This window comes from Acidovorax sp. Leaf73 (genome assembly GCF_916855635.1).
Taxonomy (GTDB): Bacteria; Pseudomonadota; Gammaproteobacteria; order Burkholderiales; family Burkholderiaceae_C; genus Acidovorax; species Acidovorax facilis.
Map to the genome: position 1 here is coordinate 94,444 of NZ_CAKASI010000008.1, position 25,563 is coordinate 120,006.

General features: G+C 66.0%; 23 protein-coding genes. 9 read left to right on the forward strand and 14 right to left on the reverse strand.

Going from position 1 to position 25,563, the window contains the following annotated elements; translation table 11 throughout:
• Window positions 1-59 precede the first annotated feature (59 nt).
• Both LPA35_RS23720 and LPA35_RS23725 read left to right on the forward strand, forming a co-directional pair.
• Window positions 60-488, forward strand: a complete 429-nt coding sequence (locus LPA35_RS23720; protein WP_055393269.1) for an Hsp20/alpha crystallin family protein — start codon at window positions 60-62, stop codon at window positions 486-488.
• Window positions 489-801: 313 nt separating this feature from the next.
• The gene (locus LPA35_RS23725; RefSeq protein ID WP_228899373.1) at window positions 802-2,505 is read left to right on the forward strand and encodes a serine hydrolase; all 1,704 of its coding nucleotides are present in this window, start codon (window positions 802-804) and stop codon (window positions 2,503-2,505) included.
• A 17-nt stretch (window positions 2,506-2,522) separates the two neighbouring features.
• Here the strand turns inward: LPA35_RS23725 and LPA35_RS23730 are convergent, their stop codons facing one another.
• From LPA35_RS23730 to gdhA, 5 genes are all read right to left on the reverse strand, one after another.
• Window positions 2,523-3,179, reverse strand: coding sequence for an ABC transporter ATP-binding protein (locus LPA35_RS23730; RefSeq protein ID WP_218300605.1), 657 nt, complete (start codon window positions 3,177-3,179; stop codon window positions 2,523-2,525).
• Window positions 3,176-4,207, reverse strand: coding sequence for a tRNA (adenosine(37)-N6)-dimethylallyltransferase MiaA (gene miaA / locus LPA35_RS23735; RefSeq protein ID WP_228899382.1), 1,032 nt, complete (start codon window positions 4,205-4,207; stop codon window positions 3,176-3,178). The genes LPA35_RS23730 and miaA overlap by 4 nt, the downstream gene beginning before the upstream one ends.
• Window positions 4,200-5,441 carry a multidrug effflux MFS transporter gene (locus LPA35_RS23740; protein WP_055393275.1) on the reverse strand — a complete coding sequence of 414 codons (1,242 nt, stop codon included), beginning with the start codon at window positions 5,439-5,441 and terminating at the stop codon, window positions 4,200-4,202. The genes miaA and LPA35_RS23740 overlap by 8 nt, the downstream gene beginning before the upstream one ends.
• A gap of 160 nt (window positions 5,442-5,601) precedes the next feature.
• Complete coding sequence (locus LPA35_RS23745; RefSeq protein ID WP_228899385.1) at window positions 5,602-6,435, reverse strand: alpha/beta hydrolase; 834 nt, start codon at window positions 6,433-6,435, stop codon at window positions 5,602-5,604.
• Between the two features lie 140 nt (window positions 6,436-6,575).
• The gene (gene gdhA, locus LPA35_RS23750; RefSeq protein ID WP_228899388.1) at window positions 6,576-7,919 is read right to left on the reverse strand and encodes an NADP-specific glutamate dehydrogenase; all 1,344 of its coding nucleotides are present in this window, start codon (window positions 7,917-7,919) and stop codon (window positions 6,576-6,578) included.
• Window positions 7,920-8,173: 254 nt separating this feature from the next.
• Between gdhA and LPA35_RS23755 the strand changes: the two genes are divergently transcribed.
• Entirely contained in the window at window positions 8,174-9,337 is a 1,164-nt protein-coding gene (locus tag LPA35_RS23755; protein WP_121505819.1) for a glycerophosphodiester phosphodiesterase, read from the forward strand.
• A gap of 169 nt (window positions 9,338-9,506) precedes the next feature.
• Here the strand turns inward: LPA35_RS23755 and mutL are convergent, their stop codons facing one another.
• A complete protein-coding gene (gene mutL / locus LPA35_RS23760) occupies window positions 9,507-11,537 on the reverse strand; it encodes a DNA mismatch repair endonuclease MutL (protein WP_228899391.1) in 2,031 nt (676 codons plus the stop codon).
• A 109-nt stretch (window positions 11,538-11,646) separates the two neighbouring features.
• Between mutL and LPA35_RS23765 the strand changes: the two genes are divergently transcribed.
• A complete protein-coding gene (locus tag LPA35_RS23765) occupies window positions 11,647-12,294 on the forward strand; it encodes a DedA family protein (RefSeq protein WP_121420696.1) in 648 nt (215 codons plus the stop codon).
• Window positions 12,295-12,403: 109 nt separating this feature from the next.
• Here LPA35_RS23765 and LPA35_RS23770 read toward each other — a convergent pair whose 3' ends face one another.
• The gene (locus LPA35_RS23770; protein ID WP_082437237.1) at window positions 12,404-12,643 is read right to left on the reverse strand and encodes a glycine zipper 2TM domain-containing protein; all 240 of its coding nucleotides are present in this window, start codon (window positions 12,641-12,643) and stop codon (window positions 12,404-12,406) included.
• Window positions 12,644-12,952: 309 nt separating this feature from the next.
• On the opposite strand from LPA35_RS23770, the gene LPA35_RS23775 reads away from it, so the two are divergent.
• Window positions 12,953-14,518 (forward strand): methyl-accepting chemotaxis protein, encoded by a 1,566-nt coding sequence (locus LPA35_RS23775; protein WP_228899394.1) that lies wholly within the window; start codon window positions 12,953-12,955, stop codon window positions 14,516-14,518.
• A gap of 24 nt (window positions 14,519-14,542) precedes the next feature.
• Here the strand turns inward: LPA35_RS23775 and LPA35_RS23780 are convergent, their stop codons facing one another.
• The 3 genes from LPA35_RS23780 to tsaE form a co-directional block, all read right to left on the reverse strand.
• The gene (locus LPA35_RS23780; protein WP_055393289.1) at window positions 14,543-14,884 is read right to left on the reverse strand and encodes a cupin domain-containing protein; all 342 of its coding nucleotides are present in this window, start codon (window positions 14,882-14,884) and stop codon (window positions 14,543-14,545) included.
• Between the two features lie 124 nt (window positions 14,885-15,008).
• Window positions 15,009-16,460 carry an N-acetylmuramoyl-L-alanine amidase gene (locus LPA35_RS23785; RefSeq protein WP_228899395.1) on the reverse strand — a complete coding sequence of 484 codons (1,452 nt, stop codon included), beginning with the start codon at window positions 16,458-16,460 and terminating at the stop codon, window positions 15,009-15,011.
• A 6-nt stretch (window positions 16,461-16,466) separates the two neighbouring features.
• Window positions 16,467-16,997: a tRNA (adenosine(37)-N6)-threonylcarbamoyltransferase complex ATPase subunit type 1 TsaE gene (gene tsaE / locus LPA35_RS23790; RefSeq protein ID WP_228899396.1), complete on the reverse strand. Its 531-nt coding sequence runs from the start codon at window positions 16,995-16,997 to the stop codon at window positions 16,467-16,469.
• Window positions 16,998-17,009: 12 nt separating this feature from the next.
• Here tsaE and queG point away from each other — a divergent pair, with 12 nt between their 5' ends.
• The gene (gene queG / locus LPA35_RS23795) at window positions 17,010-18,059 is read left to right on the forward strand and encodes a tRNA epoxyqueuosine(34) reductase QueG (RefSeq protein ID WP_228899397.1); all 1,050 of its coding nucleotides are present in this window, start codon (window positions 17,010-17,012) and stop codon (window positions 18,057-18,059) included.
• Between the two features lie 97 nt (window positions 18,060-18,156).
• Here queG and LPA35_RS23800 read toward each other — a convergent pair whose 3' ends face one another.
• Window positions 18,157-18,834: a GDSL-type esterase/lipase family protein gene (locus tag LPA35_RS23800; protein ID WP_370641508.1), complete on the reverse strand. Its 678-nt coding sequence runs from the start codon at window positions 18,832-18,834 to the stop codon at window positions 18,157-18,159.
• A complete protein-coding gene (locus LPA35_RS23805) occupies window positions 18,831-19,736 on the reverse strand; it encodes an AEC family transporter (protein WP_228899398.1) in 906 nt (301 codons plus the stop codon). Before LPA35_RS23805 ends, LPA35_RS23800 begins: the two co-directional genes overlap by 4 nt.
• 127 nt (window positions 19,737-19,863) lie before the next feature.
• On the opposite strand from LPA35_RS23805, the gene LPA35_RS23810 reads away from it, so the two are divergent.
• The 3 genes from LPA35_RS23810 to LPA35_RS23820 all read left to right on the forward strand — a co-directional run bounded on the left by LPA35_RS23810 (window position 19,864) and on the right by LPA35_RS23820 (window position 22,840).
• Complete coding sequence (locus LPA35_RS23810; RefSeq protein ID WP_055398604.1) at window positions 19,864-20,829, forward strand: tripartite tricarboxylate transporter substrate binding protein BugE; 966 nt, start codon at window positions 19,864-19,866, stop codon at window positions 20,827-20,829.
• Between the two features lie 79 nt (window positions 20,830-20,908).
• Window positions 20,909-21,808 carry a site-specific tyrosine recombinase XerD gene (gene xerD / locus LPA35_RS23815; protein WP_228899399.1) on the forward strand — a complete coding sequence of 300 codons (900 nt, stop codon included), beginning with the start codon at window positions 20,909-20,911 and terminating at the stop codon, window positions 21,806-21,808.
• Window positions 21,809-21,874: 66 nt separating this feature from the next.
• On the forward strand, window positions 21,875-22,840 hold the full coding sequence (locus LPA35_RS23820; protein WP_228899400.1) for a tripartite tricarboxylate transporter substrate binding protein: 966 nt from the start codon (window positions 21,875-21,877) through the stop codon (window positions 22,838-22,840).
• A gap of 66 nt (window positions 22,841-22,906) precedes the next feature.
• Here the strand turns inward: LPA35_RS23820 and LPA35_RS23825 are convergent, their stop codons facing one another.
• On the reverse strand, window positions 22,907-24,187 hold the full coding sequence (locus tag LPA35_RS23825; protein ID WP_218300615.1) for an EAL and HDOD domain-containing protein: 1,281 nt from the start codon (window positions 24,185-24,187) through the stop codon (window positions 22,907-22,909).
• 81 nt (window positions 24,188-24,268) lie between these two features.
• Complete coding sequence (locus tag LPA35_RS23830; RefSeq protein WP_055398607.1) at window positions 24,269-25,534, reverse strand: EAL and HDOD domain-containing protein; 1,266 nt, start codon at window positions 25,532-25,534, stop codon at window positions 24,269-24,271.
• Between the last annotated feature and the right edge of the window lie 29 nt (window positions 25,535-25,563).

A 25,563-nucleotide genomic window follows, 5' to 3' on the forward strand; every position in this document is an offset into this window, starting at 1 on the left:
GGCCCGCCCTCCTGCGCAGGCCCAGTTGTTTGTCTCAACCCCTTTTCAGGAGCAAAACCATGAACTCTCTTGTGACACGCGGCAGTCTGTTTGACGACTTCTTCAAGGACATTGCACCGGGCTTTTACGTGCGCCCGCTGCACGGCGACAACCTGCCCAGCCCCGGCCAGATCAAGGTGGACGTGAAGGAAACCGAGGACGGCTACACCGTGTTGGCCGAAGTGCCCGGCGTGGCCAAGGAAGACATCCATGTCTCGCTTGAAGGCAATGTGGTCAGCCTGCGCGCCGAGGTGCGCCAGCACGATGAAAAGCGCGAAGGCGAGAAGGTGCTGCGCTCGGAGCGCTACTACGGCGCGGTGGCCCGCAGCTTCCAGTTGCCCGCCGATGTGGACGCTGCACAAGCCAAGGCCAAATACGACAACGGTGTGCTGACGCTGAACCTGCCCAAGAAGGTGAACAAGGCGGCGCAGCGGTTGAACATCGAGTAACTCCATCGGACTTGCGCGAAAAAATGCAATCCACCGCCCCTCCCAGGGCGAGTGGGGTGGTTGATTCCGTGGGCGCAAGACGAACCTCAAACGGCGGTTGGGTCGCCCGCCAACGGCCTGTCGCATGCAGATCCATGGGGCTGCGTGGCCGGGATCTCTGTGGCCCGTGGAGCGTCGGATGGCCGTCCGGAGCGCCGCCGGATGGCGCTCCCCAATAGATGTTGAACCACTTCTTAAGCCTGCCCACAGCCAGTGCATGCGACCATGCCGGCCATGGCACCCGTACCGTGGTGCCTTTCAGGGAGGCGATTAAATGGTTTGCAGTGATGGAGTCCTTGCCCCGGTACGCCGCCTTGCGTGGCAAGCCCTTGCTGCCGGGGCGCTGTGGATAGCGTTTGCCGGGCACGCTGCAACCACACCCGCTGTGCCTGCCCCTCCACCCCGTTTCGACTGGTCGGGGCCTGCTGACGCCATGGCGGCTGCAGCGCTGGGCCCGTTGCGCGGCGCTGCCGAGGTGGGTGTGTGGCACGACGGCCAGACACGTTTCGGTGCCGCCCGCAACCGCGTGGCTGAGTCGCCCATCCAGGCGCTGTTCGAAGTGGGCTCCATCAGCAAGGTGTTCACCGCCTTGCTGCTGGCGCAGGCGGTGGAGCGTGGCGACATGGCGCTGGACGACACGCTGGGCGGGTTGCTCAACGGCTCGCCCGCACTGGCGCCCGCCTTGCCCGCCCCGGTAGCTGCCATCACCCTGCGCCAGTTGGTCACGCACACCTCGTGTCTGCCACGCTTGCCGGCGGACTTCCGCCACAATTCCGATCCCGCCAACCCTTATCTGCGCTACGACCGCCCCCGCCTGTGGCAAGCCCTGGCCGATGCACGGCTGCCCCAGTCGCCGCCGTGCGCTGGCGCATACAGCAACCTCGGTTTTGCGGTGCTGGGCGAACTGCTGGCCCAGCGCAACGGCAAACCCTGGGCGGTGCTGGTGCACGAGCGCATCACCGGCCCGCTGGGCATGCAGGACACGGTGCAGTCGCTGGGCGACAAGGCACCCCGCCTTGCTGCACCGCACGAGGGCGAGACGCCGGTGTCGGTGTGGGAGTTTGATGCCTTTGCCGGTGCGGGCGCCTTGCGCTCGACCACGGCCGACATGCTGGTGCTCAGCCGCGCGCTGCTGGCGGGCGCGCGAGGGCCCTTGGGCCCAGCGGCCGAGCGCCTGTTCACACCGCTTGCGGACCACGACGGTGGCCAGATCGGCTACGCCATCATGCTGCGCGAGCGCGATGGGCTGCGCACCTGGCTGCATGGCGGCGGCACCGGAGGCTTTCGCAGCGTGTGGTTGCTGGCGCCCGACAGGGGTGAGGCGGTGATCGCCTTGGTGGGCAACGCGCGTGCCGCGCAGCAGGATGTGATGACGCCACTGTTGAAGCAGCGTTACCCCGTGCCGCCCGGTCAGCCCGCCACCGATGCGACCGTGCTTGCCCCGTACGAAGGGGTGTACCGCGTATCTCCTGCCGTCGCCCTGAGCCTTGCCATGGTGGATGGGCAACTGCAAGCCCGCCCCACGGGTGGGGTGTTTGAGCCGCTGCAGGTGCTGGGGCCGGATGCGTTCACGCAGCCAGCCACCGGCCGCCAGTTCCGCTTGGAGCGTAATACGGAAGGCCGACCCACAGTGCTTCACTACACGCGCTTTGGGGCACGCCTGACGGCAACCCGGTCCGAAGAGCCGGTGCTTGGCCTGGTACCACCCCAGGCCCAGGGCGTGCTGGCCCCTTACCTGGGCCGCTACCGGCTGCGCGGCGGCAATGTGCTGGATGTGCAGGCTGAAGACGGTCGCCTGCAGGTGCGTCTGGGCTCGCAGCCGCGCTTCACGGTCTATCCGCTGCCGGGGCAGCCAGACCGGTTTGCGTATGACGCGATACGGGCCGAGCTGGAGTTTGAGCGCTATCCCAGCGGCAAGGTGCGTGCCGTGGTGCTGCACCAGAACGGGCGTTTCCGGGCGCCCCGCCTGGAGCCCTGAACAGGCAGGCCTCTCAGTCAGCCGCCCGCGCTGATGCCGTCGCTGCGCAGCCGCAGCACCCGGTCGGCCCGGGCTGCCGCCGCGTCGGAGTGCGTGACCAGCACCAGCGACGCCCCATGCCCGCGTGTCTGCGCCAGCAGCAGGTCCATCACGCGGGCGGCGGTGGTGGGGTCGAGGTTGCCGGTGGGTTCGTCGGCCAGCAGCAGGGCGGGGCGGTGCACGAGGGCACGGGCAATGGCCACGCGCTGCAGCTGCCCCCCGCTGAGCTGCTGCGGCAGCCGCGCGCCCAGGTCGGCCATGTCTACGGCGTCCAGCATTTGCTGTACGCGCGTCGGGTCTTTCTGGCCCAGCAGCATCAGCGGCAGGGCCACGTTCTGCGCTACGTCCAGGTGCGGCAGCACATGAAAGGCCTGGAAGACAAAACCCACATGGGCGCGGCGCCACAGGGCGCGCTCTGTGTCGCTTAGTTGGCCCAGGTCGGTGGCGCCGTGCGTGATGCGGCCGGTGTCCCAGGTGTCGAGCCCCGCCAGGCAGTTGAGCAGGGTGGACTTGCCCACGCCCGAATCGCCCACGATGGCCACGAACTCGCCCGGCTCGACAGTGAAGTTCACGTGCGAGAACACCGGCGTTTCACCGTAGTGTTTGCCCAGCTGTTCGGCGCGCAGCAGTGTCATGGGGTGGCGGGTTCTTGTCCGCCCGGCTGCTGCTGCAGCCGCTGCAGCACGGCCTGCACGAGCTGGGCGACGGCGTGGGGTTGGTCGCAGGCGATGGTGTGGCGCTCGTGCATGCTGCGCAGCCAGGTGATCTGGCGCTTGGCCAGCTGGCGTGTGGCCGCAATGCCGCGCTCGCGCAAAAAGGCGAGGTTCAGCGGCGCGTCGGGGCCCTTGGCCGCCTGGAAGTCCAGCTCTTCCCACGCCTGGCGGTAGCCCACGCAGCGCATGGAGGGCAGGTCAGGGTGCAGGTCGCCGCGCGCGCGTAGGGCCCGCACTTCGTCGATGAAGCCGCTGGCCAGCATGGCGTCAAAACGCTGGGCAATGCGGCCGTGCAGCCAGGCGCGGTCGTCAGGTTCTAAGGAAAACAAGGCTCTAGCGCTTATCCCATAAGCGCTACCAGCTATCTTTTTAGTAGTATGAAAGCTCGACAGGGGTTGGCCGGATACGTGCCACACCTCCAGCGCGCGCTGAATGCGCTGGCTGTCGGCCGGGGCCAGGCGTGCGGCCGTCACGGGGTCTACGCGGGCCAGCTCGGCATGCAGTGCGGGCCAGCCCTGCTCGGCGGCCTGGGCTTCGATCTGTGCGCGCACGGCAGGGTCTGCGGCGGGCATGTCGTCAATGCCGTCAAACAGCGCCTTGAAGTACAGCATGGTGCCGCCCACCAGCAGCGGCAGGGCGCCGCGCGCACGGATCTCGGCGATGAGCCGCGTGGCGTCCTGCACGAACTCGGCCGCGCTGTAGGCCTGCAGCGGGTCGCGGATGTCGATAAGGTGGTGCGGAACAGCGGCAAGCTCGTCGGGCGTGGGCTTGGCGGTGCCGATGTCCATGCCCCGGTACACGAGGGCCGAGTCCACGCTGATGATCTCCACCGGCGTGCCCTGCTTGCCGAGCACGGCCGCCAGCGCGAGGGCGCCCGCCGTCTTGCCCGAGGCTGTGGGGCCTGCCAGAGCGATGGCAGGCAGAGCGGTGTGCAACAGGGGCTCAGGCATGCTCACGCGGCGCTCCAAATTTTTGCACCAGCGTCCACGAGATCAGGGCCAGCACCACCGACCAGAACCAGATGCCGTTGACCAGCGGCCACACCGTGCCGTCCAGTCGCATGCCCAGCCAGCCGCCGATTCCGAACGCGGCGAGCATCATCATGAAACCATTGAGTGCGGACGCCACGCCAGCCGCTTTGGGGAAGGGCCCCACCGCACCGCTTTGCCCGCAGGGCTGGTGGATGCCGTGGCCCAGCATGAACAGGTAAAAGGGCAACAGTAGCGCCCACGGCTGGTGCCAGCCCATGAAGGCCACGGCCGCCATCAGCGTGCCGCCGCTCACGCTCAGCGCGCCAGCAATGGCCACGGTGCGCAGCAGGCCCTGGCGTACCAGCAGGCGCCGGCACAAGAAAGTGCCCGCGAGGTATGCCACGCAGGCCGACGCCATCGTCCACCCGAACTGCGTGCGGGTGAGGCCCAGGACGTCGATGAAGACAAAAGAGGACGCGGCCAGAAAGGTGAACAGCCCGCCATAGGTGGCTGTGGTCTGCAGCGAGAACGCCCAGAATGTGGGGCTGCGCAAAACCTGCATCCAGGTGCCGACCAGTGCACGGGGCTGCAGGGCTTTCGGGTTGCGGTGCGCCAGGGTCTCGGGCAAGCGCAGCGCCACCAGTGCCAGCGTGGCCACGGCATACACCGTGAGCGCCATCAGCGCCGCCCGCCAACCCAGCCACTCGCTCAGCACCCCACCCAGTGGTGCGCAGATGCAGGCCACAATCCCGAGCCCGGTGAGTGCCTTGGACATGGCGCGCGCGCCATCGAGCGGGGTGTACAGGTCGCGCACGATGGCCCGGGCACACATCACCACCGCGCCCATGGCGGCACCCTGGGCAATGCGCCACACGATGAGCAGTGTCATGGTGGGCGCAAAGGCGCTGCCCAGCGAGGCCACGGTGTAGATGCCCAGCCCTGCCAGAAGGATGGGGCGGCGGCCAAAGCGGTCTGACAACGGCCCCCACACCATTTGCGAGCAGCCAAACGCGAGCAGCAGCCCGCTGAGCGTGAGCTGTGCCGCGGCCATCTGAGCGCCCAGGCTGCGCGTGAGGGCGGGCAATGCGGGCAGGTACAGGTCAGTGGTGACGGGCTGAATGGAGAGCAGCATGGCCAGCACCAGGATGGCCATGCCTGGGTTGATGGAGGCAGGGGGAGCAGCGCCAGCAGCTGCGGTAGAGGGAGCGGACATAACCGCTGGAGCGTACCAGACAGGGCCTTCGATACCGGCGCGGCCCAGGCCAGGGCAGCCGAGCAAGGGCCGCCCCGCAGCGAGGGCTGCGTCCCCCTGCCCACAGCGCGCAGCGCTGCGAGAGCGGGGGGAAGGCGCGCAGCGCCTCAGGGGGGTGTCTCTACCTCAGCTTGAACAGCGATGCCATGGCTTGCCGATACGCTGGTTGCCCTACCGAGTTGGTGTTGTGGTGCGACCCGCCTTCCACCAGCACAAACTGCTTGGGCTCCTGCGCCGCCTCGAAGAGCTTGCGGCCCAGGGCGGGCTGGATCAGGCTGTCCTGGCTGCCATGCACCACCAGCAGGGGCGAGCCGATCTCGGCCACCTTGCGGACGGACTCAAATCGCTGCGTGATGAGGCCCGACACCGGCAACCAGCCCCACTTGAAGGTGCTGACCACATCGGGGATGCTGGTGAACGTGCCTTCCACCATGGTGCCCTGTTCGTCGGGCACCTGGCGGGCCAGGTCGATGGCAATGGCGCCGCCCAGCGAGTGGCCGAAGATGTAGCTGGGCTTGCCCGGTTGCTGCTGGGCCAGCCAGTCCCACGCGGCGCGGGCATCTTCGCTGGCAGTCGCCTCAGACGGCAGCCCGGCGCTGCTTTGGCCGAAGCCCCGGTAGTCGATGGCCAGCACCGAAAAGCCCAGCTCCTGCATGCGCCGGATGCGGCCCGACGAGCCCGCCACGTTCCAGCGTGCACCGTGCAAATAGAGCAGCACGGGCGCATCGGCGCGCTCATGGGCCAGCCACAGGCCATGCAGGCGCTCGGCCTTGCCGCTGGCGTCGGACTGGAAGTCGATCCAGACATCCTGCATGTCCGCCGTGGACTGCGCGCCGCCCCAGCTGCGGTCGCTGGGCTGGAAGATCCATTCGCGCTGCTTGGCGTCGAGGGTGGCGCAGCCCGCCGTCACGGCGATGGCCAAGGTCAGGGTAACCAGGAGGGGGGTGCGCTTCATGGTGGAGACAGACTCGGCTTCGCGTCAGAAAGTTCTGACCGGCGAAGCAGGGTTTGTGCCCGTTTCCTGCAAATGGAGCGAAATGGCGGGCAACGCGCCTTCTTGTCCCATCTTCGGTTGCCTTGCCTTCGGAACCGGGGTTACACCACGCCCTGCGCCAGCATGGCGTCGGCCACCTTCACAAAACCGGCGATGTTGGCGCCGTCCACATAGCTCACGGTGCCATCGCTGCGTTTGCCATAGTGCAGGCAGGCAGCGTGGATGCCCTGCATGATCTGCAGCAGGCGCGCATCCACCTCTTCGCGCGGCCAGGACAGGCGCGCGGCGTTCTGGCTCATCTCCAGACCCGATGTGGCCACGCCGCCTGCGTTGCTGGCCTTGCCCGGGGCGTAGAGCACGCCTGCAGCCTCAAACGCCTTGGCTGCGTCGATGGTCGACGGCATGTTGGCGCCCTCGGCCACGCAGACCACGCCGTTCTTGATCAGCACCGCCGCGTCGTTCGCGTCCAGCTCATTCTGGGTGGCGCAGGGCAGGGCCACATCCACTGGTACATGCCAAGGGCGTACCCCGGCTTCAAAGGTGGCGCCGGTGCGGGCTGCGTAGTCGCTCACGCGGCCATACAGATGATTCTTCACTTCCATGAGTTCGGCCAGCTTGGCAGGGGTGAAGCCGTCTTCGTCCACGATGGTGCCGCTCGAATCCGAGACCGTGACCACCTTGGCACCCAGTTCCATGGCCTTCTCGACGGCGTATTGCGCGACGTTGCCCGAACCGGAGACCGACACACGCAAACCGTCGAGCGAGCGGCCTTTGGACTTGAGCATTTCCTGCGCAAAGTACACCGTGCCGTAGCCCGTGGCTTCGGGGCGCACCAGCGACCCGCCAAACGACAGCCCCTTGCCGGTAAACACGCAGTCGGCCCGGTTGCTGAGCTTTTTCATCATGCCGGCCATGAAGCCCACCTCGCGGCCGCCCACGCCGATGTCGCCCGCTGGCACGTCCGTGTCGGCACCCACGTGGCGGAACAGCTCGGACACAAAGGCCTGGCAAAAGCGCATGACTTCTCCCGGGCTCTTGCCCTTGGGGTCAAAGTCGCTGCCGCCCTTGCCGCCGCCCATGGGCAGGGTGGTCAGAGCGTTCTTGAAGGTCTGCTCAAACGCCAGAAACTTCAGCACCGAGAGGTTGACCGACGGATGGAACCGGATGCCACCCTTGTACGGGCCAATGGCCATGCTTTGCTGAATGCGGTAGCCCCGGTTCACCTGCACGCTGCCGTGGTCGTCCACCCACGACACGCGGAACATGACGATGCGCTCGGGCTCCACCAGGCGCTCCAGCAGGCCGTGCTCGGCGTAGCGGGGGTGTTCTTCAATGAAGGGCCACAGGCTTTCCATCACCTCGGTGACAGCTTGCAGAAACTCGGGCTGCCCTGGGTTGCGAAGGGCGACGTGTGAGAGGAAGCTGCCTGCGGACGCGTGTTTCATATTTCAAAAAACTTTCTGAAGATCAAGGGGCGGTGGCACGCCATGGCGCGCTGCAACATCGAATTATGTCTAAAAGTTATACGTTTATGCGCATGACTCTGCACAATGGTGGGGAATGTGGCAGGGTGATTGCCACTTTTTGGTGCGTTTGGATGGTGCAGTGAAGCTGTCATCCATTCGCAAAACGGGCGTCATCGCCTTGTCACAGGGGGCGCCCACAGTTCGGCGGTTCTAAACACAACGAGGAGAAGAGCATGCACATTTCCGGTGCTAAGTTGGGTGCGCTGGCCCTGGTGGCCACGCTGGCTGCTTGCGGTGGCAGCGATGACAACCCCTATCCCACTTTGAGTGGCGACAAGCCCCTGGTGATTGGCCACCGGGGTGCCGCCGGCTACCTGCCGGACCACACGCTCGAGGGCTACAAGCGGGCCATCGAGATGGGCGCCGATTTCATCGAGCCTGACCTGGTCGCCACCAAGGACGGTGCGCTGATTGCACGCCACGAGCCCAACATCACCGGCACCACCGATGTGTCCACCCGCGCCGAATTTGCCAGCCGCAAGACCAAGAAAGTGGTCGACGGGGTGGAAGAAGAAGGCTGGTTCGCCTCGGACTTCACCCTGGCCGAAATCAAGACCCTGCGCGCCATCCAGCCCCTGGCCGACCGCGACCAGTCGCACAACGGCAAGTACCAGATCCCCACGCTGGAAGAGGTGCTGGACCTGGCCAAGAGCGAAGGCGCCAAGGCGGGCCGCACCGTGGGTGTGTACCCCGAAACCAAGCACCCCACCTACCACGTCCGCCTGGGCCTGCCACTCGAAGACCGCCTCCTCACCATCCTGGCCAAGTACAGCTACACCGCCAAGAGCTCGCCGGTCATCGTGCAGTCGTTTGAGGTCTCCAACCTCAAGTACCTGCGCACCAAGACCCAGATCCGCCTGGTGCAACTGGTGGACGCGAACGACGTGAACCCCGACGGCAGCATGGACCTGACCGCCCCCTACGACAAACCGTACGACTTTGCCGTGGCGGGAGACACGCGCACCTTCGCCAGCCTGCTCACGCCTGCGGGCCTGAAGGAAGTGAAGACCTACGCCGACGGCATCGGCCCCTGGAAGCCCTACCTGATCCCCTCCAAGCAGGTGGACGCCAACAAGGACGGCAAGGCCGACGACCTCAATGGCGACGGCAAGATCGACGAACGCGACCGCGTGATGATGCCCGCCACCGACGTGGTGAAAAACGCCCACGCCGCGGGCCTGCTGGTGCACCCCTACACCTTCCGCAGCGAAGCCAAGCGCCTGGCGTCGGACTTCAAGGGCGACCCCAAGGCGGAATACAAGCTGTTCTATCAGCTGGGCGTGGATGGCGTGTTCAGCGACTTCCCGGACCATGCCAAGGCGGCGCGGGATAACTGAAGCCCACTGAGGCCCGGCGCGCCTTCCCCCCAAGGGGGGCGCGTACCCGGTGGGCCAGCAAGGCCGGTTCCTCGGGTGCACTGGCCTGGGGCTGTGCCGGTTGTGGCGGCTCCTGGGCTTGATGTGCAGGTGGACCATCGGCCCTCGGGCCGATCTTTTTGCGGGTACCTTACCGGCCCCGCAGGAACAGCGCGTCCAGCTCCTTCATGCTGAGCTGCCGCCACGTTGGCCGTCCGTGGTTGCACTGGTCGCTGCGGTCCGTGGTCTCCATCTGCCGCAGCAGCGCGTTCATCTCGTCGATGGTGAGCTTGCGGTTGGCGCGCACGGCGCCGTGGCAGGCCATGGTGCCCAGGATTTCGTTGCGCGCGCGTTGCACCACGGTGGTGGCGTCGTGGGCGGCCAGTTCGGCGAGCACGCTGCGGGCCAGTTCGACCGGGTCGCCCTGGGCGAGTGTGGTGGGCACGGCGCGCACGGCCAGGGTCTTGGGGGAGAACGGCACGACTTCCATGCCCAGCGTGGCCAATACCTCGGCCGATTCTTCGGCGGTGGCGACCTCTTGCGGGGTGGCGGCAAAGGTGGCGGGGATCAGCAGGGGCTGGCTGGCAATGCGGGCGCCGCTGTCCACCTGGGACTTGAGGCGTTCGTAGACGATGCGTTCGTGCGCGGCGTGCATGTCCACGATGACCATGCCCTGGGCGTTTTCGGCCAGGATGTAGACGCCGTGGAGTTGGGCCACGGCCTTGCCCAGCGGCCAGGCGGTGTCGTTGCCGCCCTGGCCCTGGGGCCAGGTGGTTTCTTTCGCGGTGCTGTTGTTGGCCCAGGCCGCAGCAGGGGGGGCGAATGACGTGGGCGTCACGGGCTGCGGCATGGCATCTGCCTCGCCGGTGTTGGCCGCAGCGCCCCAGTTCACCAGCGGTGCGGTGAGCTCTGCAGACGGTGTGGCTACGTCCTCTTTCCTTGGCCCCCACAGCGCCTGCAGGTCCGCCACATGGTGGCCACGTTCTTCAAATTTGATAGCTGCTTGCGCTTGTCTGTTAAGCGCTAGAGGCTGATTTGGCTTGAAATTCTCAATGGGGGCCTGTGCCGTGGAGCCCGTGTCTGCTGAAGAGGCAGCCCCTGCAGCCGCCGCCAGCGCTGCGGCGCGGGGCGCTGCCAGCGCGTTCTCTACGGCGTGGCGCACGGCCTGGTGCACCTCGCGGCTGTCTCTGAAGCGCACTTCGATCTTGGTGGGGTGCACGTTCACGTCCACGCGCGCCGGGTCGATCTCCACATACAGCGCGTAGATGGGCTGCTTGTGGCCGTGCAGCACGTCTTCGTACGCGCTGCGGGCGGCGTGGGTGAGCACCTTGTCGCGCACGAAGCGGCCATTGACGTAGCAATACTGGTGGTCGGGCCGTGAGCGCGCTGCGTCGGGCAGGCCTGCGCGGCCGGTCACGATGACGGGCCCCATGCGGTGCTGCACGGCGACGGACTGGGTGACGAAGTCTTCGCCCAGCACGTCCGACAGGCGGCGGGCCAGCGCATCTTGTGCATCCCCCTGGCCAGGCACGAAGGTGGCGCGCCACTGCTCCACCAGCTTGCCTTCGTGCCAGATGGCAAATCCCACATCGGGCCGGGCCAGCGCGTGCCGGCGCACCGATTCGATGCAATGGGCCAGCTCGGTGGCGTCGGTCTTCAGGAACTTGCGGCGCGCGGGGGTGGAGAAGAACAGCTCCTTCACCTCCACGGTGGTGCCGGTGCTGCGCGCGGCGGGGCGCAGCTCGCCGCTGCGGGCATCCAGCAAAAAGGCGCTGGACTGGGCGATGGGGCGGGAGAGCAGCGACATCTCCGACACCGAGGCAATGGCCGCCAACGCCTCGCCCCGAAAACCCATGGTGGCCACGGTTTCCAGGTCGTTCAGGTTGGTGATCTTGCTGGTGGCGTGGCGGCGCAGGGCCACGGGCAGCTCTCCGTGTGGAATGCCGCCGCCGTCGTCTTCCACGGTAATCAGGCGCACGCCGCCGGCCGACAGGCGCACGGTGATTTGCGTGGCGCCTGCATCCAGCGCGTTGTCCACCAGCTCGCGCACCACCGAGGCGGGGCGTTCCACCACCTCACCGGCGGCGATCTGGCTGATCAGCTCGTCCGGCAGGTCGCGGATGGGGCGCCGGTTGTGGAGGGGGGGCTGCGCCGCTGCAAGGGTGGGGGTGGTGTCGTTCACCCGGCCAATTTTAGGGCGGGGGCCGCGCAGGGGTATCGGCCGGTGCCTATTGGCCGATGGGGATAATGCCCGCAACTTTTTTGCGTCCGGTGCCCCCACCGGCTACCCCATGGAACTGGTGACCTTTCTGATCGACTTCATCCTGCATGTCGACAAGTACCTCGAAGCCTTTGTGCAAACCTATGGCGCCTGGGTGTATGCGCTGTTGTTCCTGATCGTGTTCGTCGAAACCGGTGTGGTGGTCATGCCGTTTTTGCCCGGCGACTCACTGCTGTTCATCGTGGGCGCCCTCTGCGGCGCGGGGATGATGAGTTTTCCGCTGGCCTGCGCGGTGCTCATCGCGGCGGCCATTCTGGGGGACCAGTGCAACTATTCGATTGGCCGCTTCTTTGGCCCCAAGGTGTTCCAGTGGGAGGACTCGCGCTGGTTCAACCGCCGGGCCTTCAACCAGGCGCACGATTTTTACGAGCGCTATGGGGGCATCACCATCATCCTGGCGCGTTTCATGCCCTTTATCCGCACGTTTGCGCCCTTTGTGGCGGGCGTGGCCGAGATGAGCCGGGCCAAGTTCACAGCGTTCAACGTGGCCGGGGCCCTCATTTGGGTGCTGGGCATTTGCTCTGCGGGCTACTTCTTTGGCAACTTTGCCTGGGTCAAGGAGAACCTGGACAAGATCATCTGGGCGATGATTTTTGTGCCCGGCCTGATCGCGATTTTTGGCGCGTGGCGGGCGGGACGGCAGGCCAAGGCGGCCTGAGGTATCGATTGCAAATGCTATAAAAAATATAGCTGCTGGCGCTTTTGGAATAAGCGCTAGCAGCTATTTTTATGCCTGTTCCCCATAGGGTCAGGCACAGCGAGTGGAATTAACGGCGGTAGGGCTTGCGTTGATCGCGGTCTTCGCCGATCTCATGGCCGATGAGGGCACCGGCCGCCGCACCGCCGATGGTGCCCACGGGCCCGCCAAAGACAGCGTTGCCGGCTACACCGCCGACCACGGCGCCTACACCGGTGCCCACCTGGGCGCCCGACGGATTGGAAGCGCAACCACCCAGAGCAAGGGCTGCAGTGCAGGTGGTGGCAAGAAGGATGTGACGGATTTTCATGGCAGGAGTCCTTTATGAATGGAGTCAGGCCTGGGGTCCCAGCAGCGGGTGCGTCGGGGCTCGACCTGTGGCTTCACTATCCATTCGGCGGCTGGGGCCCGGCGTAGGCAGCTGTGGCAAGCGTCTGTAGGACATGGGGCCTCGTGCGGGGCGGGCGCTGCGTTTGGCCGTAAGGCGTCCTTGGCCCATGGGCCAGAGGCCGGTGATCAGGGTTTACGTGGCCTGTGGGGTGGTTGCCAACGGGCGAGCGCAGGAAGATCATTTCTTCTCTCTGCAAACCCATCACATACATCTACAAAAGGGGACACCATGGACCAGCAACCACGGGGGATGGGTGCGCAGCTGACGGTTGCGCAACAGATTGGATTGATTGTGGGGGTGGCTGTTTTTGCGCTGGTGCTCATCCTGGTCCTGAGCTTGGTGCGGGTGCAGACCCTGGGCAATACGGTGGACCGCCTCGCCACCGAGCAGGTCGAGCGGCTGCAGCTCGCACTGCGCTGGCGCAGCAACATTGCCGTCAACTCCACGCGGGTGTTCTCCATCGTCCAGACGGAGGGCGATGACCTGCAGAACTACTTCAAGGAGGTCGTGGCGGCCACCACCGCTGACACCAGCAAGGTGCAAAAGCGCTACACCGAGTTGGAAAACAGCCCGCAGGGGCTGCTCATCCAGGAGGAATTGGCCACCATCCGCAAGTCTTACCTGGAGACGCGCGACAAGTCGCTCGCGCTGAAGAAGGCGGGCGACATGGCCCAGGCGCGCGCCTATGCGCTGGGCAGCTTTGCCCCGGTGCTGGACAAGTACAACGCCGTGGCCGACAAGATGGTGAACTACCAAGTGCAACGCTCGGCCGAGCAGGCGGCCGAGGCGGCGGGCTTGATCCAGTCCTACCGCATGACCGTGCTGGCGGCGGGTGTGGCGGGGCTGGCGCTGCTGGTGGTGTTGTCGTGGGTGGTGGTACAGCGCATCCGCCGCTCGCTGGGGGAAGTGAGCGCCGTCGCCCAGCGCATTGGCGAGGGTGATCTGTCGCAGCCCATCCATGCCAGCGGGCGGGGCGAGGTGGCCGAGATGATGCGGGCGATGGAGGCCATGCAGACCTCGCTGGTGCGCATCGTGGGCGATGTGCGCCACAGCAGCGACAGCATTGCCACCGGCTCCAGCGAAATCGCCTCGGGCAATGCCGACCTGAGCCAGCGCACCGAGGAGCAGGCCAGCAACCTGGAGCAAACCGCAGCCTCGATGGAGGAGATCACCAGCACCGTGAAGAACAACGCCGACACGGCCCAGCGCGCCGCCGTGCTGGCGGGCACCGCATCGGCTGCGGCCGTGAAGGGTGGCGAGGTGGTGGGCCAGGTGGTGGCCACGATGCAGGACATTTCGGCCGCATCGCGCAAGATCACCGACATCATTGCGGTGATAGATGGCATCGCGTTCCAGACCAACATCCTGGCGCTCAATGCCGCTGTGGAAGCCGCCCGCGCGGGCGAGCAGGGCCGGGGTTTTGCCGTAGTGGCCAGCGAGGTGCGAAATTTGGCCCAGCGCAGTGCCGAGGCTGCCAAGGAGATCAAGGCCTTGATTGGTGCCAGTGTGGAGAAGGTGGATGCTGGTACGCACCTGGTCGGCAACGCGGGGCAGAGCATCGAGGACATCGTCGCCCAGGTCAAACGCGTGAGTGACCTGATCGGCGAAATATCGAGTGCGACGGGCGAGCAGACCATCGGCATCAGTCAGGTGGGCGAGGCCGTCACACAGCTCGACCAGGTCACGCAGCAGAACGCGGCGCTCGTGGAGCAGAGCGCCGCAGCGGCCGACAGCCTCAAGCACCAGGCTGCCAAGCTGGCCGAAATTGTGAGCGTGTTCCGGCTGGGGCGCTGAGCGGACACTGATCCGCTGATGGGCCTATGCTGCTTGGGTAGGCTTGAGGCACATGGTGACCAGCAGCGATGCATCCTCCACGGCTTTGAGCGAGTGCAGTGCGCGGGGCGCAAGGTGCACAAAATCGCCCGCGCGCAGTTGCTGAACGCCGTGCTCGCTGACAAATTCCACCATGCCTTCAATGCACAACACGGTGCCCTCGCCGGGGGTCTGGTGTTCTTTCATGGATTTGCCCACCGGCAGCACCACGCGTATCACTTCAAGCTGACCTGCTTTGAGGATGGCGGTGGTGACGGTTTCGGGCAAACGGTCGCCCAGGGGGCGCATGCTGACGATCTGGCCGGATTGGGCGTGGGGTAGTGCCATGGCATTCCTCCTTTCCTGCCGGTGCGCGGTGCGCGCCGGGCTGGGACGATGAAGGCTACTGTGCCTGCACTTCGCGGCCCGCGCAAGGCGGGGGAGTCACCATTGGGGTGTCTTGAACAGGTTCTTACACCGAACGGCTGCGCGCCAGCGGCGGGTTCTTGGCAAAGTAACGTGTGATGCCGCGCATCAGCGCATCGGCCAGTTGTTCCTGGTAGGCACTGCTGCGCAGGCGCTTTTCTTCTTCGGGGTTGCTGATAAAGGCGGTTTCGACCAATACGCTCGGAATATCGGGCGCCTTCAGCACGGCAAAACCTGCCTGCTCCACGCGGGGCTTGTGCAGCTTGGCCATGCCGCCGATCTCGCCCAGCAGCACGGTGCCCAGCTTCAGGCTGTCGTTGATCTGTGCGGTGGTGCTCATGTCCAGCAGCGCGCGCTGCACGTGCTGGTCTTTGGACTGCACGTTGATCCCGCCCACCAGGTCGGCCTGGTTTTCCTTGTTGGCCAGCCAGCGGGCAGCCGTGCTGGAGGCGCCACCCTGGCTCAGCGCAAACACGCTGGCGCCCCTGGCGGCGGGGGTGGTGAACGCGTCGGCGTGGATGCTGACGAACAGGTCGGCCTGCACGCGCCGGGCCTTTTGCACGCGGGTGCCCAGGGGCACAAAGTAATCGCCGTCGCGCGTCAGGTAGGCGCGCATGGGGTTGCCGCCCACGGTGGTGGCGTTGATGCGGTCGCGCAGCAGGTGCGCCACGCGCAGTACTACGTCTTTTTCGCGCGTGCCTGCAGGGCCGATGGCGCCGGGGTCTTCGCCGCCGTGGCCAGGGTCCAGCGCCACGATGATGATGCGGTCCGTCTGGGTGGATGTGGCTCGGTTGCCGGGGCGCGCGGGTTCTGGCGGTGGCGGCGCGGTGGCCACCATGGGTGGGGGCTCGGGCGGGCCAGGGCGCTGGCTGCGCTGCGCAATCAGGTCGCCCAGCGGGTCGTGCTCGGGCGCTGTGGGGGCGCGCGCTGCGGCGGCGTTGGCCGCAGCAGCGGCCGTCAGCGGCGGATTGGGTGCGGGGGCGGGCTTGGCGGGGGCCTCGCGCAGGCGTTCGGCAATCAGCGCCTCCAGCGGGTCCACCGGTGCGGCGGGGTACAGGTCAAACACGAGCCGGTGCTGGTAGGCCGCCACGGGGGGCAGCGTGAACACCTGGGGCATGGCCGCCTGTTTCAGGTCGACCACCAGACGCACCACGCCGGGTGCGTTTTGGCCCACACGGATACCGGCGATGTTGGGGTCGTCTGGTTTGACCTTGGCCACCAGCTCGCGCAGCTCGGGGCTCAGGTCAATGCCCTCGATATCCACCGCCAGCCGGGGCGGGGTGGTCACGAAAAACTGCTTGGCCACCAGCGCACCGTCGGATTCGATGGTCACGCGCGAATACTCGGGGGCGGGCCACACGCGCACGGCCAGGATGGTGGCGCCGCGTGCAATCTGCTGCGTGCCCAGCAACAGCACCAGACTGCCCGCCTGCAGCACAGCGCGGCGCGAGGGCAGGGGGGCAGCGGGGGGATGAGCGGGCAGGGTGGGTTCGTTCACGGCGTCTCAGAGTGCTTGCAGCAAGGCACGTCCGATGGGGGTATGGGCGTGCACGGTGACTTTCCTTTCGGTGTCGTCGATTGCTTCAATGTGGATAGCAAGGTCCGCAAGCGGGGTAAGCGCTGCAGCCTTTTCCGGCCATTCTGCCACCTTGAGACCGGGGTTGGCAAAAATGTCCCTGAAACCCGCATCCTCCCACTCGCGCGGGTCGTCAAAGCGGTAGAAGTCAAAGTGCCAGATGGCGAGGCCCGGGGCCTCGTGTGGCTCCACCACGGCGTAGGTGGGGCTCTTGATGCGGCCCTGCACGCCCAGGGTGCGCAGCAGGTGGCGCACCAGCGTGGTTTTGCCCGCGCCCAGGTCGCCGTGCAGGGTTACAAAGGCATTGGCCAGCAGAGGCTGTGCGGCCAGGCGCTGCGCGAAGGCAGCGGTGTCGTCCTCGCTGTGCCAGGTGAAGTGGCGCGAAGCTTCGGCATGGTGGGCAGAAGCAGCATGGTTGCCACTTTCTACAATCTGGCCGGTATGTGGTGCAACAGTCAACTCGTTCCTCAAATGCAGGAGTGGGCCCGCGAGCTGGGATTTTCCCAAATCGGCGTGGCGGGGGTGGACTTGTCTGCGGCAGAGCCCGGGCTTGAGGCCTGGCTGGCGCAGGGCTTCCATGGTGACATGCATTACATGGCATCCCACGGCATGAAGCGCGCACGCCCGGCCGAACTGGTGCCCGGCACGGTGAGCGTGATCACGGCGCGCATGGATTATTTGCCGCGCGATACCGCGATGGATGCGCCCGAAGGCTGGCAGACGGCGGAGCTTTCGCGCCTGCAGCGCCCGCAGGAGGGCATCGTCTCGGTCTACGCCAGGGGCCGGGACTATCACAAGGTGCTGCGCGCGCGCCTGCAAAAACTCAGTGACCGCATCGCCGAGGCGATTGGACCGTTTGGCCACCGCGTGTTCACCGACTCGGCCCCCGTGCTGGAGGCGGAGCTGGCCGCGCGCAGCGGCCAGGGCTGGCGCGGCAAACACACACTGGTGCTCAACCGCGAGGCGGGGTCGATGTTCTTCCTCGGCGAGATCTATGTGGACATGGCCCTGCCCGAAAGCGCGCCCGTCACCGCGCATTGCGGCAGCTGCAGCGCGTGCATTGACGTGTGCCCCACGCAGGCCATCATTGCGCCGCACCGCGTTGATGCGCGGCGCTGCATCTCGTACCTCACCATCGAACACGCCGGGCCCATCCCCGTGGAACTGCGCCCGCTGATGGGCAACCGCATCTATGGCTGCGACGACTGCCAGCTGATTTGCCCCTGGAACAAGTTTGCCCAGGTGAGCCGCCTGCCGGACTTTGACGAGCGCAAGGGCCTGGCGGGCCAGCAGCTGGTGCACTTGTTTGCGTGGGACGAGCCGACCTTTTTGCGCATGACCGAAGGCGGCCCCATCCGCCGCATTGGCCACGAGCGCTGGCTGCGCAATGTGGCTGTGGCGCTGGGCAATGCGCTGCGGGCGACGGGCGACGAGGCGGTGCGTGCGGCATTGCAGTCCCGCGCCGACGACACCAGCGAGCTGGTGCGCGAACATGTGGTCTGGGCGCTGGATTTTGAGTGAAATTGGCACCTGGCGCTTGATGGATAAGTGCAAACAGCTATCAAAATAAGAGCATTGGTGCCAGCTTTGCTGGGGCGTGTTGCTTTTGCTCTTGCGGCTACCGCGCCAGCAAACCTGTGTCTTTGAGGGTCAACACCAGCCCCTGGGTAAATTCTTCATACCCCGCAGCATTGGCATGGATCTGGTCCGCCCGCAGCCGCTCCTGCCCCAGTACACCCGACCAGCCTTTGCTGTGCAGCGGCACTTTCAGTTCGCCGGCGATCTCTTCGTACATCGCGTGGTCGCTCAGGCGGCCTACCGCCGCCAGCATCGTCAGTTCGGGCACCGCCACCAGCAGCACCTGTGCGCCGCTGGCCTGAGCATCGGCGCAGATCTGGCGGATGTTGCTGCGGGTGGCGGTGGCGCTCTGGCGGCGCAGAAAGTCGTTGCCGCCAATGCTCACGATCACCAACGCCGGCTTGTGCTTTTGCAGCAACCCCGGCAGGCGCGCCAGCGCATCGCCCGAGGTGTCACCCGAAATGCCACCATTGACCACCTTCCAGCCTGTCAGGCGTGCCAGCACGGCCGGGTAGGCGGTGTCGGCCGAGGCACCCACGCCCGATGTCAGCGAGTCGCCCAGGGCCAGCACGGTGGCATCGGGCGGCAACGATTGCGCGCGCGGGGTTTTGCGCCCGCAGCCCACCAACGGCACAAGCGCCAGCGCCACCAGGCTTGCCATCAGCGCGCGGCGGCTTGCCAAGGCGTCGGAACCCAGGGCTCTGCGGGAATCGGTCATCGGAGAAACCCCAGCGCAAACGGCAGGCTGACCATGCCCAGCAATGTGGAGAGCGTCACCAGCCCCGCCACATACGGCCCGTTGTAGCCCATGCGCGCTGCCAGCACATAGCAGGTAGAGGCAGTGGGCAGGGCCGAGAAAGCGAGCAGCATGGTGGTCTGCACGGCATTGAGCCCAAACAGCCGGGCCATCGCAAACGCCAGCAGGGGCTGCACCAGGTGCCGGATGGACAACACCGCCACGCTCAGGGCCTTGCCGCGCGAGAGCAGGCCAAATTGCAGGCCTGCGCCGGCTGCCATCAGCCCCAGCGCGAGCGACGCCGCACTGATGCGGCTGACCGTGGGGCTGGCCCATTCCGGAATCTGAAAGCCCAGCAGGTTGGCCACCAAGCCCGACACCGTGGCGACGATGAGCGGGTTGCGCACCAGCTCGCGCGCAAAGCTGTGCTGGCCATGCCGTGCCATGGGCCACACGGCCGCCACGTTGAACAGCGGCACACACACGCCGATCAGCACGGCAATCATCAGCAGTCCCTCAGCGCCCGCCAGGCGCTCGGCAATGGCCAGGCCAATGAACGAGTTGAAGCGGAACGCCACCTGCGCGCTGGCCGCGTGGTCGCGTGCGTCGATGTGTTGACCCAGCCCGGGCCAGTGTGGCAGGCTGTAGGCCAGCGCAATGCCCGTGATGCCCATGGTCAAGCCCGCAGCGATGAGGCCGGACGCAGCGCCGATGTCCACCGGGCTCTTGACGATGGACTGGAACAACAGCACAGGGAAGAGCAGGTAGTACACCAGGCTCTCCACGGGTTGCCACACCGAGCGGTTGAGGGCGGTGTACCGGCAGATGAGGTAACCGCAGAGGATGAGGGAGAAGTCCGGGATCAGGAGCTGGGCGTAATTCACGTGCCGAGAATACTTGATCCGTGTCAGTCTCTGCGGGTTAGCCCTTATGTGGAATCCGCAGGGCTCCAAAGCAGCCATTGCGCATACCATCAGCGCTGTTTGTTACCCCCGCTCGAAGGAGAACTCCATGCATCGTCGTCAATGGCTCGCGCTGACCGTACTGGCTGCCGCCGCAGGCACCGCAGCCGCCCAGGGCTACCCCAACAAGGTAATCAAGCTGCAGGTGCCGTTTGCACCCGGTGGCACCACCGACATCATTGCGCGCGTGATCGCCGACCCGCTGGGCAAGGCCCTGGGCCAGAGCGTGATCGTGGAGAACAAGGCCGGTGGCGGCGGCATCGTGGGTGCGGCAGAAACGGCACGCTCGGCACCAGACGGCTACACGCTGGGCGTGGCCACCGTGTCCACCACGGCCGCCAACCCCGCCATCAACCCCAAGACCCCGTACAACCCGCTGACGGACTTCACGCCCATCATCAACATTGCGGCCACGCCCAATCTGATTGCCGTGAACCCCAGCTTCCCCGCCAAGGACTACAAGTCGTTTGTGGCCGAAGTGCAGAAGAACCCCGGCAAGTACTCGTATGCATCGTCGGGCACGGGCGGCATTGGCCACCTGCAGATGGAGCTGTACAAGAGCCTGTCCAACACCTTCGTCACGCACATCCCCTACCGCGGTGCGGGCCCGGCGCTGAACGACACCGTGGCCGGCCAGGTGCCGATCATCTTTGACAACATTCCATCCGCGCTGCCCTTCATCAAGGACAACCGCCTCGTGGCCATCGCTGTGGCCGCGCCACAGCGCGTTGCCGCACTGCCCAATGTGCCCACGTTCAAGGAACTGGGCCTGGAGCCCGTGAACCGCATGGCCTACTACGGCATCCTGGGCCCCAAGGGACTGCCCAAGGACATCGTTGACAAAATCAACGCCGCCGTGCGCACCGCACTGCAAGACCCGGCCGTGAAGAAGCGCATCGAAGACACCGGCTCCATCGTGGTGGGCAACACGCCCGAGCAGTTTGCCGAGCAGATCAAGGCCGAGTTCGCGGTCTACAAGCAGGTGGTCGCCAAGCAGAAGCTGACGCTGGAATAAGCAAGCGCCGTATTCCATACTTCTCAGTCAAAGCCGCCCGTTGCCACGGGCGGCTTTTTTACGTGCTATCGTTTTTTGCATGCTTGCCACCAGCCTGACCGCCATCGACACCTTTGTGGACGCCCTCTGGCTGGAGGTCGGGCTTTCGCGCAACACGCTGGCCGCCTACCGGCGTGACCTGACGCTGTACGCGCAGTGGCTGGCCGACCAGCAGCCTCCGCAGGCGTTGGACGGCACGGCCGAGCACCATCTGCAGGGTTACTTCGCCGCCCGGCATGCGCAGACCCGCGCTACGTCTGCCAACCGGCGCCTCACGGTGCTGCGCCGCTACTTTCACTGGGCGCTGCGGGAGCGGCGCATCACGGTCGACCCCACGGTGCGGTTGCAGGCTGCACGCCAGCCCCTGCGCGTGCCCAAGACCTTGTCGCAGGCGCAGGTGGAAGCCCTGCTGAATGCGCCAGACGTCGGCAACCCGCTCGGGCTGCGTGACCGCACCATGCTGGAGCTGATGTACGCCAGCGGCCTGCGCGTGACGGAGCTGGTCACGCTCAAGACCTTTCAGCTGGGCCTGAACGAGGGCGTGCTGCGGGTCATGGGCAAGGGCAGCAAGGAGCGGCTCGTGCCGTTTGGCGAAGTGGCCCGCCAGTGGCTGGACCGCTATCTGCAGGAGGGCCGCAGCGCCATCCTGGGCGGGCAGCAGACAGACGACCTGTTCGTCACCCAGCGGGGCAGCGGCATGACGCGGGTCATGTTCTGGGTCATCGTGAAGAAATGGGCGCAGGTGGCGGGCATCACCGTGCCACTGTCTCCCCACACGCTGCGGCACGCGTTCGCCACGCACCTGCTCAACCACGGTGCAGATTTGCGGGTGGTACAGCTGCTGCTGGGCCACGCCGATATTTCCACCACCACCATCTACACCCACGTGGCGCGCGAGCGGCTCAAATCGCTTCATGCGCAACACCATCCGCGCGGGTAGCGCAGGCGCCCCGCCCTGGTTGTGGTGCCCCTGCGGATACACGCCCTTTCACCCAAGGAAACATTCATGAAAAAACTATTTGTCGGCGCGTTGCTGCTGAGCACGGTCACCCTGGCCATGGCGCAGGCCTGGCCCACGGCCAAACCCATTCGCATCGTGGTGGCCTACCCCGCCGGCGGCGTGAGCGACACGGTGGCCCGAGCGCTGGCCGACAAGCTGGCTGTGCAGCTCGGCACCCCCGTGGTCATCGAGAACAAGGCCGGTGCGAGTGGCAGCCTGGGCGTGGACGCGGTGGCCAAGGCGGCTCCCGACGGCTACACCCTGGGCTTTGCGGCGGTGAGTCCGCTGGCGCTCAATCCGCACCTGGGCAAGTCGCCGTTCGATCCCCAAAAGGACATTGCACCGGTCGTGAGCGTGATGTATTCACCCGTGCTGCTGCTGGGCACATCCGCCAGCAAGGCGGCGGATTTCAAGGACCTCATCGCCACCGCACAGGCCAAGCCGCGGGCTGTGCGCTGGGCGACCTCGGGGCAGGCGTCGCTGGGCCACATCATGCTGGAGCAGATCATGGGCAAAAGCCAGGTGCAGATCACCCATGTCCCCTACAAGGGCGGCGGCCAGCAGATGAACGACGCGCTGGGCGGCCAGTACGAGGTGTTGTCCACCAACGCGGGCCCTGCCGTGCTGCAGCACATCAAGGCGGGCAAGCTCAAGCCGCTGGCGGTGGGCGCACCAGCGCGGCTCGACTCGCTGCCCCAGGTGCCCACGCTGGCAGAGCTGGGCCAGCCTGCTGCCAACCTGTCTTCGCTGTTTGGCATCTATGCGCCAGCGCAGACGCCTGTGGCCGTGCTGGAGCGCATCAATACCGAGGTGAACAAGGCGCTGGCTCTGCCCGACATCCGCAACAAGCTCGAAGCCACGGACAACGTGCCGACCGGCGGCACGGCTGCCGAATTCGCGCGCCAGATTGCGCAGGAGTCGGAGAACAACGCGCGCATCATCCGCGCGGCCGGTATCCAGGGCAATCAATGACCGCCTGAAAAACCACGGGCCCTGGATGACCAGGGCCCGTGCAGGCAAAGGTGTTTCTGGGACGAATCAGTCTTCGTTGAGGCTCTCGGCCCAGGTCAGTGCCTGCAGGTGGGCCCAGTTGACCTGGCGATTGGACAGGTGCAGCGCATCGGCGTTCTTGGCAAAGGCCACTTCGTCGCCGCTTTCGCAGGCCTTGGTCAGTTCCAGGAAGGGCGCGAACACACCGGTGCCGCGCAGCAGGGCGTCCATCACGGGCTCGGGCAGGGCCACGGATTCGAGCGCCTTTTCAATCGGAACTCCCAGCATGGTGTCCAGCAGCGAGAACACGCCCACCACAAAGGCGTTGTCACATTCTTCGGGTGGCAGCAGCTCGGCGGCCAGCAGCTCCATCAGGCGGCCGCGCACCACGGCGGTCTGGCCCACGGCGGGGGGCGCGCCGCCGGCGCGGGACGTGGTCATGAGCAAGGCCGCCCATCGGAACAGCTTCTTGAGGCCCAGGATCATCACCGCATGGCGGAACGAGGTGATCTCGCACGACAGACCAAAACCGGAGGAGTTGATGAAGCGCAGCAGGTTGAAAGACAGCGTGGGGTCTTTCTTGAGCAGATCTTCGATCTCGGCCGTGCTGGCCTGTTTGCGCACCAGGTTGATGAGCTGGATGATCGTGGCCTGCGAGGGGCGGATGGTGGTGGCCTTCACCAGCGAAGGCTGGGCAAACCAGTAGCCCTGGAAGAGCTTGACGCCCAGGCCGCGCATCAGCTCGTACTGTTCGGCAGTTTCCACCTTTTCGGCCACCAGCGTGGCCTTGCTGTGGGTGGTGGAGAACTTGACCAGCGGCCCAGCCAGTTCAGGCTTGAAGGCCTGCATGTCGAGCTTGATGAAGGAGGCCATGGGCAACCAGCTGGTGTAGGCGCGCTTGAGGGCCTGCTGGTCGAATGCCAGGCGAAAACCGCGCGTGCGCAGGGCTTCCAGCGTGGGAATGCGGCCTTCGATCTCCTCGGGCGTGGCGCCGTCGGGTAGAGGGGGGACTTCCAGCACCACCTTTTCGGGGTGGATCAGTTCAAGGTGGCCGCCCGAGAGGCTGTCGTGCGTGCAGTTGATAAACACCGTCTTCTTGCCGACCAGGGCCTCGGTGCCGGCGTACGACAGGGCGTTGAACAGCAGGGCAGCGTCGCTGGCCGCTGTGTGAGCGTCGGAGGCGGTGGACCGGTCAAACAGCTCATAGCCATAGACAGCGCGGGATTCGTCCACGATGGCCTGGCGCGCAATGATGGCGATGTTCTCGTCTACAGGGTCAACCGCAGGCGATGCAGCTTCGGGGGCGTCTTGTTCAGGTGTGGTCGACATGGGGTCTGCTGGAGTGATGTGCTGGGGTCTGCAATGATTCTAGACCTGCACGTGGCGTGCGCCTATCAATCAATATGAGCTTCAGTCGGTGAGTTGGTCCGCCCAGGCCAGGGCTTGCAGGTGCGCAAAGTTGATCTGCTGGCTGGTCAGGTGCAGCAGGCCCGCCGTGCGGTCGAACACCACATCGTCGCTGGATTCGCAGGCTTCGGCCAGGGTCAGCAGGTCTCCCAGGAAGCCTTCTCGCCGCAGCAGCGCCGCCGCCACGGGCTCAGGCACGTTGAGCAGGCCGAGCGCGGATTCCATGGGCATGGACAGCATCACGTCCAGCAGCGAGAAGATGCCTACGACGAAGGCCTGGTCGGCTTCTTCGGGCGGAAGGGTTTCGAGCGCCAGCAGTTCCATGAGGCGGCCCCGCACCACGGCGGTCTGGCCCACAGACGATGGGGTGCCGCCCGTGCGCGAGGCAGTGAGCAGCAGCGCTGCCCAGCGGAACAGTTTTTTCAGGCCCATGAGCATCACGGCCTGGCGGAAAGACGTGATCTCGCGCGACAGGCCAAAACCTGCCGAGTTGATCAGCCGCATCAGGTTGAAGGCCAGGCCAGCGTCTTTCTTGAGCGTTTCTTCGATGTCATCGGTGCTGGCCTGTTTGCGCACCTGGTTGATGAGTTCAATGATGCTGGCCTGCGACGGGGTCAGCAGCTTGGCCTCGACCAGCGCGGGCCGTGCGAACCAGTAGCCCTGGAACATCTGCACGCCCTGGCTGGAGACCATGTCGTACTGCTGAGCAGTTTCCACCTTTTCCGCGATCAGTTCGGCCTGGCTGTGGCGCCCGGCGTAGCTGATCAGCACGGCCAGCTGGTCGGGCGCCAGCACCGAAAGATCCAGCTTGATGTAGTCCGCCAGCGGCAGCCACGGGGCATACGCGGACTGCAACACCGTGTGGTTGAACGCCAGGTGAAAGCCCCGGTCGCGCAGCTCGGTCAAGATAGGCAGGCGTGTGGCGACTTCTTCGGCCGCAGTGTGGCCCAGTGGAGGAATTTCGAGCACCACCTTGTCGGGCTCCACGAGTTCGAGGTGGCCACCGGAAAGGCTTTCATGCGTGCAGTTCACGAAGATGAGCTTTTTGCCCACCAGCTCTTCGGTGCCAGCGTGCGAAAGGGCGGTGAAGACCAGGATCACGTCGGTGGCGGCCGTGTGTGCGGCGCCGCTGCGCGAGCGGTTGAACAGCTCATAGCCGACCACCACCTGCTGCGCATTCACGATGGCCTGCCGCGCGATCATGGCGACCGAGGACTGGTTGCCGGAGGGCGGTGCGGTGGGAGTGCCGGGGGCAGTGGGTGAAGTCATGGAGGGAGTATCGAAGAAAGAGGGGCCAG